This window comes from Pseudomonas sp. NBRC 100443 (assembly GCF_030268185.1).
GTDB classification, from domain to species: domain Bacteria; phylum Pseudomonadota; class Gammaproteobacteria; order Pseudomonadales; family Pseudomonadaceae; genus Pseudomonas; species Pseudomonas citronellolis.
In genome coordinates, this window is sequence record NZ_BSQE01000013.1 from 12261 (window position 1) to 31574 (window position 19314).

Consider the following 19314-nt stretch of genomic DNA (forward strand, 5'->3'; position numbering starts at 1 on the left):
GCAGCGGCCCACAGGCGCGGCGCATTGTTTAGAATGCCCCACGACCGACTCGCCAGGACCCTCGCCGCATGAGCCCGAAAGCCCCGCAGCAAGCCCCCGCCAGCGCCGAAGCGCAGTTCCTCGGCACGCGCATTCGCGGCCTGCGCAAGCGGCGCGGCATGACCCTGGCCGAGCTGGCCGAGCAGAGCAAGCTCACCGCCGGCTACATCAGCCAGCTGGAACGCAACCTGGCCTACCCGTCGATCCCGGCGCTGTTCAACATCGCCCGAAGCCTGGGCGTGACCATCCAGTGGTTCTTCGCCAGCGAGGTGCAGGCCGACCCGGCCGACGCCGGCTACGTGGTGCGGCGCAATGCGCGCACCAGCGTGCACTACGAGGACGGCATCGTCGACGAACTGCTCAGCCCGCAGCCCACCCGCCAGCTGGAAATCCTCCACTCGCGCTTCCCGCCCGGCACCTACAGCCAGCAGAGCTACAGCCACGAGGGCGAGGAAGCCGGCTACCTGCTCAGCGGCACCTTCGAGCTGTGGGTGGGCGAGCGGTATTTCCTGCTCAACGAAGGCGACAGCTTCAGCTACTCCAGCCAGGAGCCGCACCGCTACGGCAACCCCGGGGACGTGGATGCGGTGGTGCTCTGGGTAATTACGCCGCCGACGTTTTGACCGCCGCATTCATTGTGTAGGAGCGAGCTTGCTCGCGAACCGTGCTCACCGGTGGCTTCGGTGCTTTGGCTGGACTCCGCTCCCTCTCCCTAACCCTCTCCCTGAAGGGAGAGGGGACCGTTGGGCAGGGTTTGATGCTCTGGAGTCAGCCGGCTAGCACCGTGATTTCCGATTGAAACCATTCCCTCTCTCGGCACGAACAAGCCCTCTCTCCCTTCAGGGCGGGGCGCGCAGCCGAGGGCTGGGGAGAGGGGACGGTGGTGATCTCATGCGCCGCCATGACCGGGAAACTCCGTTCGCGAGCAAGCTCGCTCCTACAAAGACCCTCAGCCCAACAGCCGAGCCAGCCCATCAAGCAGCCGCCGCAACGCCCCCTGATTGGCCTTCAGCACCCCCAACCCAGCCTCAGCCATGCGCTGCGCCACCGCTGGCTCATCCCACAACTGCCCCACCGCCACCGCCAGCGTCGGCGTGTCCAGCACCTCGCGCAGGGCGCCGACCTCGCGCAGTTGCGCGGCGATCTCGAGGAAGTTGAACAGCTGCGGCCCGGACAGCACCGGCTTGCCCAGCGCCGCCGGCTCCAGCAGGTTGTGCCCGCCGTTGGGCACCAGGCTGCCGCCGACGAAGGCGACGTCGGCCAGGGCGTAGAGGAACAGCAGTTCGCCCATGGTGTCGCCGAGCAGCACCTGGGTGGCGGCCTGCACCGGTTCGCCGCCGGAGCGGCGCAGCGTGGCGAAGCCCTCGCGGCGGCACAGTTCGAACATGCCGTCGAAGCGTTCCGGGTGGCGCGGCACCAGGATCAGCAAAGCGTCCGGATGCGTTTCCAGCAGCTTGCGGTGGGCGGCGAGAACGATCTCGTCCTCCCCGGCATGGGTGCTGGCGGCGATCCACACCGGCCGGCCCTCGGCCTGCCAGTCGTGGCGCAGGGCCGTGGCGCGGGCGAGCAGTTCGGCGTCGATGCTCAGGTCGAACTTGATCGAACCGGTCACGCTCACGCACTCCGGACGCGCGCCCAGGCGGCGGAAGCGCTCGGCCTCGGCCTCGGTCTGCACCGCCAGCCAGCTCATCTCGCCGAGCATCGGCCGCGTCAGCCCTTCGAAGCGCGCGTAGCCGCGGGCCGAGCGTTCGGACAGGCGCGCATTGGCCAGCGCCACCGGGATGCCGCGGCGGGCGCACTGGTGGATGTGGTTGGGCCACAACTCGGTTTCCATGATCACCGCCAGGCGCGGCTTCACCCGGTCGAGGAAGCGCGCCGCGGCCCAGGGCAGGTCGTAGGGCAGGTAGCAGTGCTGGACGCTGTCGCCGAACAGCGCGCGGATGCGCTCGGAGCCGGTCGGCGTCATGCAGGTGACGGTGATCGGCAGCTGTGGATAACGCTGCTGCAGGGCGCGGATCATGGGCGCTGCGGCGATGCTTTCGCCCACCGATACTGCGTGCACCCAGATACCGCCCGGCTGCATGGCCGGCAGGCCGAAGGAAAAGCGCTCGCCGATGCGCCGGGCATAGGCCGGCGCCTTGCGCGAACGCAGGAACAGGCGCAGCGCGACCAGCGGCAGGCCCAGGTGGAACAGCAGGGTATAGAGAGTCCGGTTCATGGCGGCGGAGAGTAGCAAATAACGCCGGGGGTTCGCGCGGCGCCCAGCTTGCCGACAGGCTCTTCGTAGGATGGTGTTGAGCGAAGCGATACCCATCACCAGGGTCCGATGGGTATCGCAAGCTCAACCCATCCTACGAAAAGCACCTCGCGCTACCGGCAAGACAGTTGCTCCTACAGTCGTGCCTCCTATTCCTTCAGGTGCTCGGCGAAGCATTCGCCCAGCCACTGCGCCGCCGGGCCCAGGGGCTCGTCGCGGCGCCAGACCAGCTCCACCACCAGCGGCGGCGGCGTCCAGTCGCTGGCCAGCTCCACCAGCAGCGGCTGGTAGGCCGGGTACTGCGCCACGTGGCGCGGCAGCCAGGCCCAGCCGAGGTCGCGCATCAGCAGTTCGGCCATGGCGTAGAAGCTGTCGGCGCGCCACACCAGCGGGCTGATCTGCTCGCCGCCGGGGTAGTGGCTGTCCTGCGGCGCCATCAGCAATTGGCGGTGCCGCGCCAGTTCGCGGCGGTCGGCATAGTCCAGGCCAGCCAGGGCGTGGCCGGCGCCGCACACGGTAACCATCTCGATGGTGCCCAGGTGCTGGCGCTCCAGTTCGTCCGGCATGCCCTCGTGGTGGAACAGCAGGCCGAGATCGGCGCGGCGCTCCAGCAGCTTGCGCGCCACGTCGCCCTGGGCGCCGCTGGCCAGTTGCACCTCCAGGGTGGGGAAGGCCCGGGCCAGCGCCTGCAGGCCGGAAAGCACCGGCTGGTAGGGCATGGCCTCGTCCTGGGCCAGGCGCAGGCGCGCCTCCTCGCCGCGCACCAGGGCCATCGCCCGGCTTTCCAGGCGCTGGCACTGGCGCAGCACCTCGCGCGCCTCGTCGAGTAGCGCCCTGCCCTCCTGGGTCAGCACCGGCTGGCGGCCGCTGCTGCGGTCGAACAGGCTCACGCCCAGGTCGCTCTCCAGCAGCGCGATGGACGAGCTGACCGCCGACTGCACACGCTGGAGCTGGCGCGCCGCCGCCGAGAAGGAAGATTGATCGGCGACGCTGACGAAGAGTCGCAACTGGTCCAGGTTCCACTGCATAGCCTATCTCCCTTTCAGATAGGTAATGACTTTATCCCATCGCCGGGAACACTAGAATGCCGCTATTCGCAACATCGGCCGCCCGCCCGGCCGCTCCTGGGGAGGACTGAACATGCCCGGCTATCTCTATCTCGCCATCGCCATCGTCGCCGAAGTCATCGCCACCGCTTCGCTGAAGTCGGTGAAAGGCCTGTCCACGCCCCTGCCCCTGCTGCTGGTGATCGTCGGCTACGCCATCTCCTTCTGGATGCTCACCCTGGTGGTGCGCAGCATCCCGGTGGGCATCGCCTACGCCATCTGGGCCGGCCTGGGCATCGTGCTGGTCAGCGTCGCCGCGCTGGTGCTCTACCAGCAGAAACTCGACGCCCCGGCGCTGCTGGGCATGGGCCTGATCGTCAGCGGCGTGGTGGTGATCCAGCTGTTCTCCGGCAGCGTCGGCCACTGAGCCACAGCCCCTCGGTTATACTGCGCGCTTCGTTTCACGCGAGGCGCGCCCTTCCATGACCCAACCCCTGAGCACCGACATCCTCGTCGTCGGCGGCGGCATCGCCGGCCTCTGGCTGAATGCCCGCCTGCGCCGTGCCGGCTATTCCACCGTGCTGGTGGAGAACACCGCGCTCGGCGGCGTGCAGAGCATGCGCTCGCAGGGGATCATCCACGGCGGCACCAAGTACGCCCTGCACGGCGCGCTGACCGGCGCCTCGGAAGCCATCGCCGACATGCCCTCGCTGTGGCGCCAGTGCCTGGCCGGCGACGGCGAGCTGGACCTGCGTGGCGTGCGCGTGCTTTCCGACGCCCACTACCTGTGGTCGCCGGGCGGCCTGGCCGGCAACCTCACCAGCTTCTTCGCCAGCAAGGCGGTGCGCAGCCGCGTCGCCCAGGTGAAGGGCGACGAACTGCCGCCGGCGTTGCAGGACAAGGCCTTCAAGGGCAAGGCCTACCGCCTCTCCGAACTGGTGCTGGACGTGCCCAGCCTGGTCGCCCACCTGGCGGTGCTGGGCGGCGACGGCCTGCTGGCCGGGGAGCGCATCGAGCCGCTGCGCGAAGGCGACGAGCTGGTCGGCCTGCGCGTCGACGGCCGCGATATCCGCGCCCAGCGCGTGGTGCTGGCCGCCGGCGCCGGCAACGAGGCGCTGCTGCGCGAACTCGGCCTGGAGCAGCCGGCCATGCAGCGTCGCCCGCTACACATGGTGCTGCTCAAGGCGCCGACGCTGAAGCCGCTGTACGCCCACTGCGTCGGCGGCGGGCCCAAGCCGCGGGTCACTGTGACCACCCATCCGGCCGCCGATGGCCAGTGGGTGTGGTACCTGGGCGGCGACATCGCCGAAGCCGAGGGCGTGGCCCGCAGCGAAGCCGAGCAGATCGCCGAGGCCCAGCGCGAGCTGCGCAAGCTGCTGCCCTGGGTCGACCTCTCCGCCGCACGCTGGGCCACCCTGCGAGTGGACCGCGCCGAGCCGGCGCAATCCGGCCTGCTGCGCCCGGACAGCGCCTTCCTCGCCGACCAGGGCCGCCTGCTGGTGGGCTGGCCGACCAAGCTGGCGTTGGCGCCGAATTTCGCCGACCGCGTCTTCGAGGCCCTGGACCGCGACGGCATCCGCCCCGCCGCCGGGCAGGCGTTGCCGGAGCTGCCGCGTCCGCCCCTGGCCCGCCCGGTATGGGAGGAGCTGCTGCCATGAGCGGCCTGCACGCACTGCACCGTCCGCTGGGCCGCACCGGCCTGAACGTCTCGCCGCTGGGCCTGGGCACCGTCAAGCTGGGCCGCGACCAGGGCGTGAAGTACCCCAGCGGCTTCCGCATCCCCGACGACCGCGAGGCCGCCGACCTGCTGGCGCTGGCCCGCGAGCTGGGCATCAACCTGATCGACACCGCGCCGGCCTACGGCCGCAGCGAGGAACGCCTCGGCCCGCTGCTGCGCGGCCAGCGCCAGGACTGGGTGATCGTCAGCAAGACCGGCGAGGAATTCGAAAACGGCCAGTCGCGCTTCGACTTCAGCGCCGCCCACACCCGCCTGTCGGTGGAGCGCAGCCTGCGCCGCCTGGAGACCGACTACATCGACCTGGTGCTGGTGCATTCCGACGGCAACGACCTGCACGTCCTGCAGCACACCGAGGTCTACGAGAGCCTCGAACGGCTCAAGCAGGAAGGCCTGATCTGCGGCTTCGGCTTCTCCGGCAAGACCGTCGATGGCGGCCTGCTGGCGCTGCAGCGCGGCGACTGCGCCATGGTCACCTACAACCTCAACGAACAGGCCGAGAAAGCGGTGATCGACCATGCCCTGGCGCACCACCGCGGCATCCTGGTGAAGAAGGCCCTGGCCAGCGGCCATGCCTGCCTGGGCGAGGGCCAGGACCCCGTGCGCGCCAGCTTCGAGCTGGTGTTCGGCCACCCCGGGGTGGGCGCGGCCATCGTCGGCACCATCAACCCGCAGCACCTGCGGCACAACGTCGCGCTGGCGGCCGAAGTCCTCGGCGGCTGAGCCCTGGCGGCCGAATCCGGCGGCGCCACGACCGTTGATCGGCAGTCACCCAAGGTTGACACAAAGGGCGCATTCCTGTGCCATGCTCAGACTCCGCGGTGAAAAACCGCGGCACGTAAAATTGCCGCCAAAAGCTCGCTGACAGGAAAAACATCCGAAAACAAAGCGCCTTTCAGGGCTAACCTCGAAATAATCGAGGGTTTTCGAAGTTCGCCGTCAACGCCCTAGCCACTGGCAACCCGGAACGATCGGCCAGGCCGCCCACCCCTGAAGGCGGCCCGATGCGCCCTGTACGACGAGGACCGCCCATGCCCCGTACGCTCGCCCGCAAGGACCCGACCGCCTTCAAGACCCTGCCGTTGCTGGTCGAGGCCACCCCCGACAGCCTGGTCTACCAGGGCCTTGGCCTGCCGCTGAATTTCTCCCAGGTCCTGGGGCGCCGCCGCCCGGTCGAGGTGGCCGATGCCCAGCGCTTCACCGCCGAGCTGGCCAACCTGGGCGTGTCGGTGCGCCTGACGCTCAACTGGCAGGGCCGCGACTACTGGGTGCTGGTGCGCCAGCAGCGCGCCGACCGCGGCGACACCGTGCTCAAGCTGATTTCCGGCTACGTGCCGTCCCATGAACTGAACCTGCCGCTGCTCACCGCCATCCAGGAAGTGGCCGAAGAATGCCTGGTGGAAACCGCCGACGGCTGGCTGGGCGGGCGCTTCGGCGACACCTGGCTGCCGACGCCCTACCAGGGCGCCCTGCGCTACCGCGAGGCCAGCCACTTCTCGCTGACGCCGCTGTCCGGCGCCGCGCGCCCGGTGCAGGCCGGCGCCCTGCGTCTACTCGAGCGCCCGCAGGCCTACGTGCACCTGCCCACCGCCTCGCTGCAGCTGGTCTACGACCTGCGCATGGAACTGCCCAAGGACGTGCGCGACGTCAGCCTGTTCCACGTCGACGAGCGCCTGGAAAGCGGCCCCCTGGTGGCCCGCCTGGACCGCCGCCGCCCGGACCTGTACCTGCTGCCGCTGGAACACGGCCAGCCCACCGACGCGCTCTTCACCCTGCGCAAGGGCGAACTGGTGAAGGCCGCGACCCGCGGCATCTGGCTCTCGGAAAGCTTCGCCGAGCAGGACGGCTGGCTGGTGCGCGACGAACGCATCCGCTTCCGCGACTGGCTCGACAGCCTGCCGCCGGCCAACGGCAATTCCGGTAAGGGCCGGCGCACGGCCTGAGCCCCGCTCCTACGCCCTCCGGTCTCCCGTAGGATGGGTTGAGCGAAGCGATACCCATCACCGATGACCGCATGGGTTTCGCAAGCTCAACCCATCCTACGAAAAGCACTACGCGTGCCCTGTAGGAGCAGGCCCTGCCTGCGAATCGCGCGCAGGGCGCGCTCCTACATGTGAATGATCACTTCAATTGGCTGGAGGTCTTGCCCAACAGCCTGCGCGCCACGATCAGCAGCTGGATCTGCTGGGTGCCTTCGAAGATGTCGAGGATCTTCGAGTCCCGCGCCCACTTCTCCAGCAGTTCGTCCTCGCCGTAACCCAGGGCGCCGGCCAGTTCCACGCATTTCAGGGTGACCTCGTTGGCCACGCGCCCGGCCTTGGCCTTGGCGATGGAGGCCTCCTTGGAGTTGGGCTGGCGGTTGTCGGCCATCCACGCGGCCTTCAGCGTCAGCAGGCGCGCCGCTTCCCATTCGGCCTCCAGGCGGTACAGGGTCGCCTCGGCATGGCTGACGGAGAGCAGCGGCTTGGCGTAGTCGAAACGGCACCCGGCCTTCTTCAGCAATTCGCGGGCGCGGTCCAGCGAGGCCTTGGCCACGCCCACGGCCATGGCGGCCACCAGCGGGCGGGTGTTGTCGAAGGTCTCCATTACGCCGGCGAAGCCCTTCTGCACGTCGATCTCGGCATTGCCCAGCAGATTGGCTGCCGGCACCCGGCAGTCGCTGAAGCTGATGGAGGCGGTGTCCGAGGCCTTGATCCCGAGTTTCTTCTCCAGGCGGGTGACGGTCATGCCGGGGGTGCCCTTCTCCACCACGAAGGACTTGATCGCCGCGCGGCCCAGGCCACGGTCCAGGGTGGCCCAGACCACCACGGCGTCGGCGCGGGCGCCGGAGGTGACGAAGATCTTCTCGCCGTTGAGCACGTAGTGGTCGCCGTCCTTGCTCGCCGTGGTGCGGATCGCCGCCGAGTCCGAGCCGCAGCCCGGTTCGGTGATGGCCATGGCCGCCCAGGTGCCACCGAAGCGTTTCAGTTGTTCGTCGTTGGCCACCGCGGCGATGGCGGCGTTGCCCAGGCCCTGGCGCGGCATGGCCAGCAGCAGGCCGACGTCGCCCCAGCACATTTCCATCACGCCCAGGCAGGCGGAGAGGTTGCCGCCGTTCTTCACGCCCTCCTCCGCCGCCGCGCCCTTGCGCTTGCTGGCCGAGGTGGCGCCCACGGCGTCCGGCGAGCCGGCGTTCATGCCGTCCAGCAGCGCGGCCAGCAGGTCCAGCTCCTTGGGGTAGGCGTGCTCGGCCTTGTCGTATTTGCGCGAGATCGGCCGCAGGTAGTTTTCCGCCACCTGGTGCGCCTGGTTGACCAGGCCGCGGAATTTCTTCGGGGTTTCCAGGTACATGCAGGCGCTCCTCAGAGGTGCAGGCCGCCGGCCATCACGGCCACGGCGCGCAGGTCGCGGTACCAGCGCTCGGCTGGGTGTTCCTTGGTGAAGCCGTGGCCGCCGAGCAGTTGCACGGCGTCGGTGCCGATCTTCATGGACTTCTCGGCGCAGAGCAGGCGCGCCAGGTAGGCCTCGCGGTGGAACGGCTGGCCGCGCTCGGCCAGGGCGCAGGCGCGCCAGGTCATCAGGCGCATGGCGTCCAGTTCGATGGCGATGTCGGCGACCATGAAGGCCACGCCCTGGCGGTGGCTGATGGGTTCGCCGAAGGCCTCGCGCTCGTTGCAGTAGCCAATCACGTAGTCCAGCGCCGCCTGCGCGGTGCCCAGGGCCAGGGCGCACCAGGCCAGGCCGCTGAGGTCGAGGAAGGCCTGGTAGTCGAATTTCTCCGCGGCCAGGCGCCGTTCGGCGGCCACCTTCACGCTCTTCAGGCGGATGCGCGCGGTGCCGGCGGCCTTCAGGCCCATGGCCGGTTCGGGGCGGCGTTCCACGCCCCTGGCGGCGGCATCGACCAGGAACAGCGCCGGGCCGTCGGCGGTCTGTGCGGCGACCAGCAACTGGCTGGCGTCCAGGCCGCGTACCACCAGGCACTTCTCGCCGGACAGCAGGTAATGGCGGCCGCGCTTGCGCGCCTGGGTCTTCAGTTGCGCGGCGTCGGCCAGCAGCTGCGGCTCGCCCACGGCGATGCCGATCAGCGGCGGGCCATCCTCGCCGACGAACGCCGGCAGCCACTGCGCCTGCTGCTGCGGGCTGGCCCAGCGGCGGATGCAGTTGGCCGCAGACAGCGGCACCAGCAGCGCGGCGGCCAGGCTCAGGTCACCGCGGGCCAGGGCTTCGGCGATCAGTGCGTTGGTCAGCACGGTGCGCTCACCGGCCATGCCGCCGTGTACTTCGTTCACGCCGTAGTAGGCCAGGCCCAGTTCCAGGGCCTGGTTGAGCAGTTCGGCGGGCACCCCGGCGTTGGCGTCGGCATCGTGGGCGGCCGGGCGCAGCACCTCGGCGGCGAAGCCTTCGAGCATCTCCACCAGCATCTGCTGTTCGTCGGACAGCGACAGGTCGAAGAGCCCGTCCGGGTCGACCTTGCGCGGCGTCTTGAGCTGCTTGGCAGCGCGCTGGCTGGCCATGCGGAAGCCGGTGCGGCTGCCGGTGTAGAGCAGTTTCTCGAAGGGTTTGCGCAATTTCAGGCGGTCCGGCCAGTCGGCCTGGGCCACCCGGTTGAGCACGGCCAGGGCACGGCCCTGCACGTCGGTGGTCATGGCATCTCGCTCCACGCGGGGATGGGATGCCGGGATCATGCGCCGGGAAGCGGCGGGGGGACCATGACCGCTTTGCCGGGACGCGCTGGCACGGCGGTCAGTGGGTGGGAAGCTGGAAGCTAGAAGCTAGAAGCTAGAAGCTAGAAGCTAGAAGCTGGAAGTGTGCGGCTCTCGCTTTCAGCTTTCAGCTTTCAGCTTCCAGCTTCCAGCTTCCAGCTTCCAGCTAATTCTTACGACGTATCTTTTCGACGATGGCGGTGGTGGAGCTGTTCGGCACCAGGCCGAGCACGCGCACTTCGCCGCCGTAGCCGGCGACTATGTCGGCGCCGACCACCTGGTCGACGGAGTAGTCGCCGCCCTTGACCAGCACGTCCGGGCGCACCTGGGCGAGCAGGCGTTCGGGGGTGTCCTCGCTGAAGCTCACCACCCAGTCCACCGCGCCGAGGCCGGCGAGCACCGCCATGCGCCGGTCGACGCTGTTGATCGGCCGGCCCGGGCCTTTCAGGCGGCACACCGATGCGTCGTCGTTGACCGCCACGATCAGCCGGTCGCCCTGGGCGCGGGCCTGTTCCAGGTAGCTGACGTGGCCGGCGTGGAGGATGTCGAAGCAGCCGTTGGTGAAGACGATTTTCTCGCCGTGGGCGCGGGCGTCCTCGATGGCCAGCAGCAGTTGCTCCAGGCCCAGCACGCCGCGCTCGGAGCCCTGCTCGCGCTGCACCGCGCGGCGCAGTTCGGGGGCGCTGATGGCCGCGGTGCCGAGCTTGCCGACCACGATGCCGGCGGCCAGGTTGGCCAGGGCCACGGCCTGCGGCAGGTCCTCGCCGGCGGCCAGGGCGCCGGCCAGGGTGGAGATCACGGTGTCGCCGGCGCCGGTGACGTCGAACACCTCGCGGGCGCGGGCCGGCAGGTGCAGCGCCGGGTGGCCGGGGCGCAGCAGGGTCATGCCGTGCTCGCCGCGGGTCACCAGCAGGGCGCCCAGGTCCAGGTCGCCGAGCAGCTTCAGGCCCTTGGCCACCAGTTCGTTTTCATCCTGGCAGCGGCCGACGATGGCCTCGAATTCGGAGAGGTTCGGGGTGATCAGGCTGGCGCCGCGGTAGATGGAGAAGTCCTTGCCCTTGGGGTCGGCCAGCACCGGGATGTTGCGCTGGCGCGCGGCCTGGATCAGCGCCTGGTGGTTCTTCAGCGCGCCCTTGCCGTAGTCCGACAGCACCAGCACGCGGACCTGGTCCAGCAGCGCCTCGGTCTCGCGGGCCAGGGCCTCGGCGTCGGTCCTGAAGGGTTCCTCGAAGTCCACCCGCAACAACTGTTGGTGCCGGCTCATGACACGCAGCTTGACGATGGTCGGCTGCCCGGCGATGCGCTGGAAGCGGGTGGTCACGCCCACTGCGCCGAGGCTGTCGGCCAGGCTGGCGGCGGCCTCGTCCTCGCCGGTGACGCCGACCAGGAAGGCCGGGGCGCCCAGGGCGGCCAGGTTCAGCGCGACGTTGGCCGCGCCGCCGGGGCGGTCCTCATGCTGCTCGACCCGCACCACCGGCACCGGAGCCTCGGGCGAGATGCGCGAGGTCGCGCCGTGCCAGTAGCGGTCGAGCATCACGTCGCCGACCACCAGCACAGGGGCCTGATCGAAACGGGGCATGGTCAGTTTCATGGGAACTCCGCAGGTCGAAATCGCCGCGGATAATACCATAGCCGCTCGCCCGGCCTCGCGCCGGGCGCCGGTCGTTCAGCGCAGCGGACGGACCCAGAACAGCTCGTGGCGACGCACCGCCTTGCGGAAGAATTCGTCCTCGCCGAAGGCCGGCCAGCGGCGCCCGGCCAGGGCCCGCTGGATCAGCCGGCGCAGGCGTTTCTTGGCCGGTAGCGGGACGGTCAGGTCGTGCTGCATGGCCAGGGCCTGGGCCTTGTCGAGGCGCGTGGCGGCGTCCAGCGTCGGGCTCCACAGGGCGTCGGCCGGCAGCGGCTCGATGCACGGCGGCAGCGCCACGCCACCCTCGGCCGGGCCCATGGGCCAGCGGTCGTTGTCGTGCAGGTGGTTGGCGTAGAACAGCAGGGTCTGCGGCTTCCAGGCGCTGCGCTCGATCGCCTCGCACAGCGCCCGCGTGGCGTGCACGTGGTCGGCGTGGGGGTCCAGCTGCGGGTGCGGGCTGACCAGCACCTCGGGGCGGAAGTGCTCCAGCAGCGCCGCGAGGTCAGCCACCAGGTTGTTCCAGCTGGGCACGCCGTCGGCGTCGGCCGGCAACTGCAGCGGGTTGTGCCGGCGCCGGTCGCGGATGTCGCTCTCGCCGGACTCCCGCGAGCCGAAGCCCTTGTCCGGTTCGCCGCACATCGCCGGCAGTTGCAGGCAGTAGTAGCCCAGTTGCACGCAGCGGCTGGCCGGCACCCCGCCCCACAGCGGCACGGCCAGGCTGTCCCAGGTACGCAGGCGGCCCTTCAGGCGTGCCGCGGCGGCCTGGTCCAGGCCCAGGCGCTGGTAGTGCTCGGCCTCGATCTCGCCCTGGGTGAGGGTGACGATGCTGGCCTCGGCGGCGCGGCTGTACAGGCCGAAGGCGGCCAGTTCGGCGTCGTCGGCGTGGGGCGCGATGACCATCAGCCGGCGCTCGGCGTAGTCCGGGTTGTGGAAGGCGTGCAGGGTGCCTTGGCTGTCCAGGCGGCAGTGGCGGCCGCGGATGCGCAGGTGCCCGCCGCGCAGGGCCGCGCCCTGGCCGGACAGGTTGAGGTAGCGCACGCCGTTCACGCCGCGCTCGAAGTCCTGGCGGTCGATGCCATCGGCGCCTTCGATCAGCACCTGCGGGTCGAGCCAGCGCCCCAGCCAGTTGGCCTTGACGCGGATCTGCAACAGCAGTGTCTCGTAGCCCTCGGGCAGCGCATCGGTGGCGACGTGCAGGCCATGCGGGCCGAGGGAGGCCGGCAGGCTCAGCTGACCTTCCGGGAAGTCGTAGCGGTAGTCGTCGCGCGGCGAGTAGAACAGGTGGTCGGCGAACCAGGCCTCGTGGGCCACCCAGCCCAGCAGCACGGCCAGGGGCACGCTCCACCAGGGGGCGAACACGCCGAGGGCGACCAGCGCCAGCAGCGCGACCAGCAGCACCAGGCGCTTCTTGCGGCGGTGGGCCTTGAGCAGTTGCTGCTTGCGGGCGCTCATGGGAGTTCTCCGGAGTCTGCTTCTACGGAAGGCAACGGTAGGTGTAGGAGCGAGCTTGCTCGCGAATGAGTCCGCTGCGGAATCTGTTCGCGAGCAAGCTCGCGCCTACGAAGAGCATTTCGAGCATTTACACCTGGAACACCGGCACCCGGTGGCACCAGCGGTCCTTGTATTCGCGGTCGGCGCGGCCGAAGGAATAGCGTAGCGGCTTGCCCAGCGCCTCGGCCTCGGCCCAGGCTTGCTGGGTGTTGACGTGGGTGAGCACGCTGCCGGGGCTGAATTCGCGGTTCTCCGGGGCCACGCCGCCGTTGATGTATTCGACGCTGATCCACTTCGGCGACTCGACGCGGTAGAGGATCTGGATCGCCACCGGCTCGCCGTCCAGGCGCACCAGCGAGCCGCGCATGAATTCGCGCATCAGTTCCAGCACCTCGGCCAGGCGCGCCTTGCCCGGCACCTCGAAGCCCCAGCGGCGCTGGAACAGTTCGGCGTAGATGTGCGCCTGCTCGACCGGGCTCAGTTCGTCCATCGGCTGCAGCACACCGCCCGCCTCTTCCAGCAGGCGCAGCTCGCGGCGCTGGTTGTAGCGGAATTTCTTCGAGAAGTCCGCCGGCGCGCGGTTCAGCGCCAGCTCTTCATCTTGCCGGCGGGCGTCGGTCACCTGCTGCTGGTTGAGCTCGGACAGGTAGCGCACCCGGTGGCGCAGGGCGATCCGCGCGTCCTCGGCAACCGGCAGGATGACCTCGGCATTGCCCAGGTCGAACAGCGCCTTCTTGCCTTCGCGCTTGAGCACGTCCTTGGACAGCGCCAGGTGCCGGCCCCAGGTAGGGATGGCGGCGCGCAGCTGGCCGTCGGCAACCCAGCCCAGGTAGCGCACCGGGATGCCGGCCAGGCCGGCCAGGCGCTCCACCACCTGCGGGTGGGTCGCCACGCTGCCGCCGAAGCGTTGCCAGGCCTCGGCGTAGGCCGCGGCGTCGATGGGTGTCCAGCCGCGCTCGCGGAAGCAGCGCAGGCGATCTAGCAAGGCCATTCAGACCGACTCGCCGACACCGTCCTCGGCCGGCTCGTCGGCGAACTGCCTGGCGTGCAGGCGCGCGTAGTAGCCGTTGAGGGCGATCAGCTCGTCGTGGGTGCCGCGCTCGACGATATGGCCCTGGTCCATCACCAGGATCAGGTCGGCACGCTCGATGGTGCTCAGGCGGTGGGCGATCACCAGGGTGGTGCGGCCCTCCATGACCTTTTCCAGGGCGGCCTGGATGTGCCGCTCGGACTCGGTGTCCAGCGCCGAGGTGGCCTCGTCGAGGATCAGCACCGGGGCGTCCTTGAGCAGCGCGCGGGCGATGGCCAGGCGCTGGCGCTGGCCGCCGGAGAGCATCACGCCATTCTCGCCGACCTCGGTGTCGAAGCCTTCGGCCAGGCGGTCGATGAACTCGCGGGCGAAGGCATCCTCGGCGGCCTTCTCCACCGCGCTGCGCGGCTTGCTGGCGAGGTCGCCGTAGGCGATGTTGTTGAGCACGCTGTCGTTGAACAGGTTGACCTGCTGGGTGACCAGCGAGATGTGCTTGCGCAGGTTACGCAGGCGGTAGTCTTCCACGTCCACGCCATCGAGGAGGATCTTGCCCTGGCTGTGGTCGTAGAAGCGCGGGATGAGGTTGGCCAGGGTCGACTTGCCGCTGCCGGAGCGGCCGACCAGGGCGACCATCTGCCCCGGCTCGACGCTGAAGTTGAGGTCGTTGAGCACGCGCTTGTCGCTGCCCGGGTAGGTGAAGCTGAGGTTCTTCACTTCCAGGCGGCCCAGCACGCGCTCCTTCTCCACGCTGCCGTGGTCCACCTCGGGCTGCTCGTCGAGCTGCTCGAAGATGCTCTCGGCGCCGGCCACGCCCTTCTGGATGGTGGAGCTGACCTCGGAGAGCTGGCGGATCGGCTTGGGCAGCAGGCCAGCCATGGAGATGTAGGCCACCAGGTCGCCGACGGTGGCATCGCCGCGCAGCAGCAGCACCAGGTACAGCAGCACCGCCATGGCGCTGTAGATCACCAGTTGCAGCATCGGCGTGTAGATCGCCGAGGTCTTGTTCATGCGCAGGTTCTTGCTGGTGTTCTCCTGGCTCACCTGCAGGAAGCGCTCGCGCTCGTAGGCCTCGCCGCCGAAGCTGCGCACCACGCGGTAGCCCTGGATGGTCTCGGAGGAAACGTGGGTCACGTCGCCCATGGCCACCTGGATCTTCTTGCTCTGCTTGCGGAACTTGCGGCTGGCGCTGGTCACCATCAGGGCGATGACCGGCAGGATGGCGACCATCACCAGGGTCAGCTTCCAGTTCATATACAGCAGCGAGAGGAACAGGAAGACCACGGTCATGCCTTCGCGGATCACCACCTTGATGGCGTCGGTGGCAGCGCCGGTGACCATGGTCACGTTGAAGGTGATGCGCGAGATCAGGTGCCCGGAGTTGTGGCTGTCGAAGTAGCGGTTGGGCAGCGTCAGCAGGTTGTTGAACAGCGCCACCCGCAGGTCGTGCACCAGGCCCAGGGAGACGCGGGCGATGTAGTAGTTGCCGAGGAAGGAGCCGATGCCCTGCCACACCGCGATCATCACCACCAGCAGCGGCACCGCGTAGAGCAGCGAGAGGTCGCGCAGCCAGGGCCAGGGCGCGTTGGGGAACAGCTTGGCGTCCGGGTGCGTCAGGCCGTCGACGAAGTACTTGAGGATGCCGGCCAGCATCGGCTGGGTGGCAGCGAAGATCAGGAAGCCGACGATGCTCAGGGCGAACATGCCCCAATAGGGCCGCACGTAGGTGAGCAGGCGGAAGTAGATCTTCAGGCTCGAGGGCTCTGCGGTGTCTTTGCCGGTCATGAAAGAATCGCACGCTGAAAAGGCCGGCGATTATAACACAGGCCTCTCGTTTGCCCGGCGCCTGGGCTACTATAGCCGGCCCCCGTCCAGGAAGCCGGTATGCAAGAGCTCGACCTATCCGCCTACGAATCGCTTCGCGCCGGCGCCACCGTGCTGGAAGCCGACAAGCACGGCGACAAGGTCCTGCGCCTGCCCGACGGCAACTTCGTCAAGCTGTTCCGGCGCAAGCGGCTGATCTCCTCGGCGGCGCTCTACCCCTATGCCCAGCGCTTCGCCGACAACGCCCGGGCGCTGCAGCGGCTGGGCATCCCCTGCCCCGAGGTGATCGGCGTCTACCGCGTGCCCGGCATCGCCCGCGACCTGGTGCACTATCGCCCGCTGCCGGGCCAGACGCTGCGCCAGCTGATCGCCGCCGGCCAGGCCGACAGCGCCCTGCGCGAGCGCCTGGGCGAGCTGATCGCCCGGCTGCACGAGCGCGGCGTGTACTTCCGTTCGCTGCACCTGGGCAACGTGGTGCAGACCCCGCAGGGCGAGCTGGGCCTGATCGACATCGCCGACATGAAGACCCAGCGCCGCGCCCTCGGCCGCGCCCAGCGCAAGCGCAACTTCGCGCATATGCTGCGCTATGCGGAGGATCGGCAGTGGTTGCTGGCGGATCGGGGACGGAAGTTGGTCGACGGCTACCTGCGGGCCAGTCCCGCACGCATGGACCGAGCAGCCCTAGAGCTGGTACTCCAGCACCCCTGACTCACTCAGGGAACCTTAGCGCGGCGGAAAATCACGTAAGTCTCGCCCCGTCGATTGTGGAATTCGGCCAGGGGCTCCAGCCCCTTCGCTTTCAATTGCGCCAGTTGGGCTTCAGGTTCGCGCTTGAGGTCCAAGGCGAAATACTCGTAGGCATCATGGCCCTTGAGCGCTAGCGCCTGTTCACGATCACGCCCTTCGCTGCCATATCCCCAGCCCGCAAAATAGCCCAGGCGATTGTCCTCCTGATAGACGCGGGCCTCGCGCGACAGATGGCTGCCCAGCCAGAGGCCGGCGTCGCGCAGGTGTGTCTTCGGCGCCGAGAACGAAACGACATTGGCCAGCGCCAGCAGTAGCACCCCTCCAACCAGCCAGGGACGCAAGCGCGGCCAGAGCACGGCCAGTCCGTGCAGCCCCATCGCCATCACCGGAACCAACAGGAAGCCAAGGAATGCCACATAGCGTGCGGACAGGAACAGGTGATCTATGAGGAATAGCAGCAGTATGACGAGGTATCCCGCCGCGGCCACATCGAGCAGCAGCCAGTCCCTATCTCTGTTTCGCCGGCGCTCGATTGCGCCATACAGCCAAGGCACAACCATGACACCAAGGGAAGAGAAAACCTTCAGCAACAGATAGCCGAACAGGCCCATCAGGAGAATCAGAGCCGCATCTTCTCGCGCGTACTCAAACGGCATCGATTCCGCCAGGCGACTGGCGAACTGATGAAGCCCGGCCAAAAGACTGGGTAGCTCCAGATGCGCTACATACTCGTCGATCCGTCCCTGAGGGAGCCAGCCATGCCGTCGGGCCCAGACCAATCCCATGCAGACAGCGAGCACGCCAACGCCACCCAGGACAATGGCCACGCTTCTCTTCAACGGACCACCATGAACCCGCAGCACCGCTACCACCGGCACCACCAGCACCAGGTACATCGCCTCGAAGCGGAACAGTGTCGCTACCAGTACAGCCACAAATCCCAGCAACAGCAGGGACAAGCGACGGGAGACCATCCAGCGGTGCATGCACCAGAGCCCCAGCATGGCGAAACACCAGAATCCGTTTTCCCTCAGAATGTCGCCCCGATAAGCATTGAATGCCGGGACGGCCAATACTGCCAATGCCGCCCATGACAGCAGCTCAACACGGGTTCGGCGAACGATGTCGACACAGGCGACACACGCAATGGCAGTGAACAACTCACACAGCAGACGACCGATCAGTTCCAGATCCAGCCCGCTGATCCAATGCAACAAACCGAGTAGCATCGGGAACCACGGCCAGTCGAAACGCTCGAAGCTCTCCGAGAAACCATCCTCCCGATAATGTGCGGCGATATCCAGATATAAGGCTGCGTCACGAGCCAGGATCGGATTGCATAGGGAGGCGACCAATGACAGGATGAGGCTGCCAAGAAAAACCGCCCATAGAAGCTTCCGCCCATCGCCATCTGTGAACGCTGAAAAGCTAACCGCGTAACTACTCATGAATCTCCGTTTGCCCGAAGCGGAACCTTGAGGAGGCATTCAGCATCGTCTGGCGTCAAGAATCAATACCGAGCATGACCAAGGCAAGTCCCAACCATAAGGAAGCCCCCGGCAACCCTGCTGGGACTCGGCTAAATTCAATGCATCGCCTTGTATTTGGTTGGTAAGACCTTGGATACGATTTCATCAATGAGATATTATCCGTGCCCCCGAAGAGCTCGCCCGCCAGTAGGCAGCCAGGCCCTGCCGGCATGCGCAGACTGGCGAAGCCTGGGGATTCTAAGCGGTATCATCAAGCAAGGAAGGATATGTGAGCGAACTCTTCAGGCGCCCCCATGCACGCGTAAGCGCAGCGCCTCTTCCGATAGCGCAGACGTTTCGCGAGCCCCCCACTCTTCTGCTCGGGCGTCGGGACACCTCATCAGAGGCCCGGCTCGACCAGCAAACCAGTGATGATGTATCGCCGATGAGCTCGAGGCCTGTGATCAGCGTCGTCATCCCTGCCTACAACTACGCACATGTCCTCGCTCGCGCTGTGAGATCTGTGGCAAACCAGTTGGATGAGCGCAGTGAACTGTTGATAATTGACGACGGTTCTTCTGACAACACACCGGCCGTCATCGCGGAACTACAGCGTGAACTGGGCAATTTCCGCAGCCTGCGCCAGGAAAATGGGGGACTTGCCTCGGTTCGAAACCGGGGTATTACTGAAGCGTTAGGAGACTACCTGATCTTTCTCGACGCCGATGACGAGATGGCTCCTGGCGCCCTGTCTACCATCCACAGACATTTGGAGCAGAGCCCTCAGAGCCGCATGGTCATTGGCGGCTATCTAGCCAAAGGATACGAGCGGGTTGTCGAGCGCATTCCTCAACCGCTCCCAAGCGATCCAGAGGAAAGGGTACGTGGCTACCTGATAGAGAAAAGCATCAACATTGCCAATGGTGCCTGCGTGATGCACCGCGATGTATTCACGCGCGGCCTCTACCCTGAACGTTTCCGCAACGCCGAAGACATTCCGGTATTCGCCCAGGTACTGGCGAACTACCCCTGCACAACTCTCGAACAATCCCTGGCGATCATCCACCGCCATGATGACAGCCTGCGGCACCAGTTCTGCTACTCCAAGGAGATTGGGATAGAACTGGTCGAAGAAGTATTCAGACGCCTAGAGGGCAACTGGCAGTCTCTTAGCAAGGCCTACTACACACAACGCTGCCTGTCGCTATTTCGAGAAGCCTACTTGGTGGATGACGATGCCTCTGCCAAGCATTTTTTCCTCATGGCCTTGAAGCATGACTGGCGCGTAATACTCAAGCTATCCTACTCCCGCAAGGCGCTGCGCCTCTGGTTACACGCAAAGCGCAAACGCAACCGGAGCGCCTGAC

At 67.6% G+C, this 19314-nt stretch carries 16 protein-coding genes; 7 read left to right on the forward strand and 9 right to left on the reverse strand.

Annotated features, from left to right (window positions below):
• The first annotated feature begins 68 nt into the window (after positions 1-68).
• Positions 69-662: a helix-turn-helix domain-containing protein gene (locus QSJ95_RS17780; protein ID WP_009613541.1), complete on the forward strand. Its 594-nt coding sequence runs from the start codon at positions 69-71 to the stop codon at positions 660-662.
• A 326-nt stretch (positions 663-988) separates the two neighbouring features.
• Here the strand turns inward: QSJ95_RS17780 and waaA are convergent, their stop codons facing one another.
• Both waaA and QSJ95_RS17790 read right to left on the reverse strand, forming a co-directional pair.
• A complete protein-coding gene (gene waaA / locus QSJ95_RS17785; protein WP_285644223.1) occupies positions 989-2257 on the reverse strand; it encodes a lipid IV(A) 3-deoxy-D-manno-octulosonic acid transferase in 1269 nt (422 codons plus the stop codon).
• Positions 2258-2445: 188 nt separating this feature from the next.
• A complete protein-coding gene (locus QSJ95_RS17790; RefSeq protein WP_061562974.1) occupies positions 2446-3324 on the reverse strand; it encodes a LysR family transcriptional regulator in 879 nt (292 codons plus the stop codon).
• A gap of 112 nt (positions 3325-3436) precedes the next feature.
• Between QSJ95_RS17790 and QSJ95_RS17795 the strand changes: the two genes are divergently transcribed.
• The 4 genes from QSJ95_RS17795 (at position 3437) to QSJ95_RS17810 (ending at position 7020) form a co-directional block, all read left to right on the forward strand.
• Complete coding sequence (locus QSJ95_RS17795) at positions 3437-3769, forward strand: DMT family transporter (protein WP_009613544.1); 333 nt, start codon at positions 3437-3439, stop codon at positions 3767-3769.
• Positions 3770-3824: 55 nt separating this feature from the next.
• Positions 3825-5000 carry an NAD(P)/FAD-dependent oxidoreductase gene (locus QSJ95_RS17800; RefSeq protein ID WP_058488178.1) on the forward strand — a complete coding sequence of 392 codons (1176 nt, stop codon included), beginning with the start codon at positions 3825-3827 and terminating at the stop codon, positions 4998-5000.
• A complete protein-coding gene (locus QSJ95_RS17805) occupies positions 4997-5800 on the forward strand; it encodes an aldo/keto reductase (RefSeq protein ID WP_285644227.1) in 804 nt (267 codons plus the stop codon). The genes QSJ95_RS17800 and QSJ95_RS17805 overlap by 4 nt, the downstream gene beginning before the upstream one ends.
• Positions 5801-6108: 308 nt before the next feature.
• Positions 6109-7020 (forward strand): metal ABC transporter ATPase, encoded by a 912-nt coding sequence (locus tag QSJ95_RS17810; RefSeq protein WP_285644229.1) that lies wholly within the window; start codon positions 6109-6111, stop codon positions 7018-7020.
• A 178-nt stretch (positions 7021-7198) separates the two neighbouring features.
• On the opposite strand, the gene QSJ95_RS17815 is transcribed toward QSJ95_RS17810, so the two are convergent.
• From QSJ95_RS17815 to msbA, 6 genes are all read right to left on the reverse strand, one after another.
• On the reverse strand, positions 7199-8407 hold the full coding sequence (locus QSJ95_RS17815; RefSeq protein WP_074983427.1) for an acyl-CoA dehydrogenase family protein: 1209 nt from the start codon (positions 8405-8407) through the stop codon (positions 7199-7201).
• Positions 8408-8418: 11 nt separating this feature from the next.
• A complete protein-coding gene (locus QSJ95_RS17820; RefSeq protein WP_285644235.1) occupies positions 8419-9702 on the reverse strand; it encodes an acyl-CoA dehydrogenase family protein in 1284 nt (427 codons plus the stop codon).
• A 223-nt stretch (positions 9703-9925) separates the two neighbouring features.
• On the reverse strand, positions 9926-11350 hold the full coding sequence (gene hldE, locus QSJ95_RS17825) for a bifunctional D-glycero-beta-D-manno-heptose-7-phosphate kinase/D-glycero-beta-D-manno-heptose 1-phosphate adenylyltransferase HldE (RefSeq protein ID WP_267853550.1): 1425 nt from the start codon (positions 11348-11350) through the stop codon (positions 9926-9928).
• A 75-nt stretch (positions 11351-11425) separates the two neighbouring features.
• On the reverse strand, positions 11426-12841 hold the full coding sequence (locus tag QSJ95_RS17830; protein WP_285644241.1) for a PIG-L deacetylase family protein: 1416 nt from the start codon (positions 12839-12841) through the stop codon (positions 11426-11428).
• 127 nt (positions 12842-12968) lie between these two features.
• On the reverse strand, positions 12969-13865 hold the full coding sequence (locus tag QSJ95_RS17835) for a GNAT family N-acetyltransferase (RefSeq protein WP_285644412.1): 897 nt from the start codon (positions 13863-13865) through the stop codon (positions 12969-12971).
• 6 nt (positions 13866-13871) lie between these two features.
• Positions 13872-15692 carry a lipid A export permease/ATP-binding protein MsbA gene (msbA, locus tag QSJ95_RS17840; RefSeq protein WP_285644243.1) on the reverse strand — a complete coding sequence of 607 codons (1821 nt, stop codon included), beginning with the start codon at positions 15690-15692 and terminating at the stop codon, positions 13872-13874.
• Positions 15693-15791: 99 nt separating this feature from the next.
• On the opposite strand from msbA, the gene QSJ95_RS17845 reads away from it, so the two are divergent.
• Positions 15792-16439, forward strand: coding sequence for a lipopolysaccharide kinase InaA family protein (locus QSJ95_RS17845; RefSeq protein ID WP_285644246.1), 648 nt, complete (start codon positions 15792-15794; stop codon positions 16437-16439).
• Positions 16440-16444: 5 nt separating this feature from the next.
• On the opposite strand, the gene QSJ95_RS17850 is transcribed toward QSJ95_RS17845, so the two are convergent.
• Positions 16445-17926 carry a hypothetical protein gene (locus tag QSJ95_RS17850; protein WP_285644248.1) on the reverse strand — a complete coding sequence of 494 codons (1482 nt, stop codon included), beginning with the start codon at positions 17924-17926 and terminating at the stop codon, positions 16445-16447.
• A 481-nt stretch (positions 17927-18407) separates the two neighbouring features.
• Here QSJ95_RS17850 and QSJ95_RS17855 point away from each other — a divergent pair, with 481 nt between their 5' ends.
• Complete coding sequence (locus QSJ95_RS17855) at positions 18408-19313, forward strand: glycosyltransferase family 2 protein (RefSeq protein ID WP_352230819.1); 906 nt, start codon at positions 18408-18410, stop codon at positions 19311-19313.
• Position 19314: the final 1 nt, after the last annotated feature.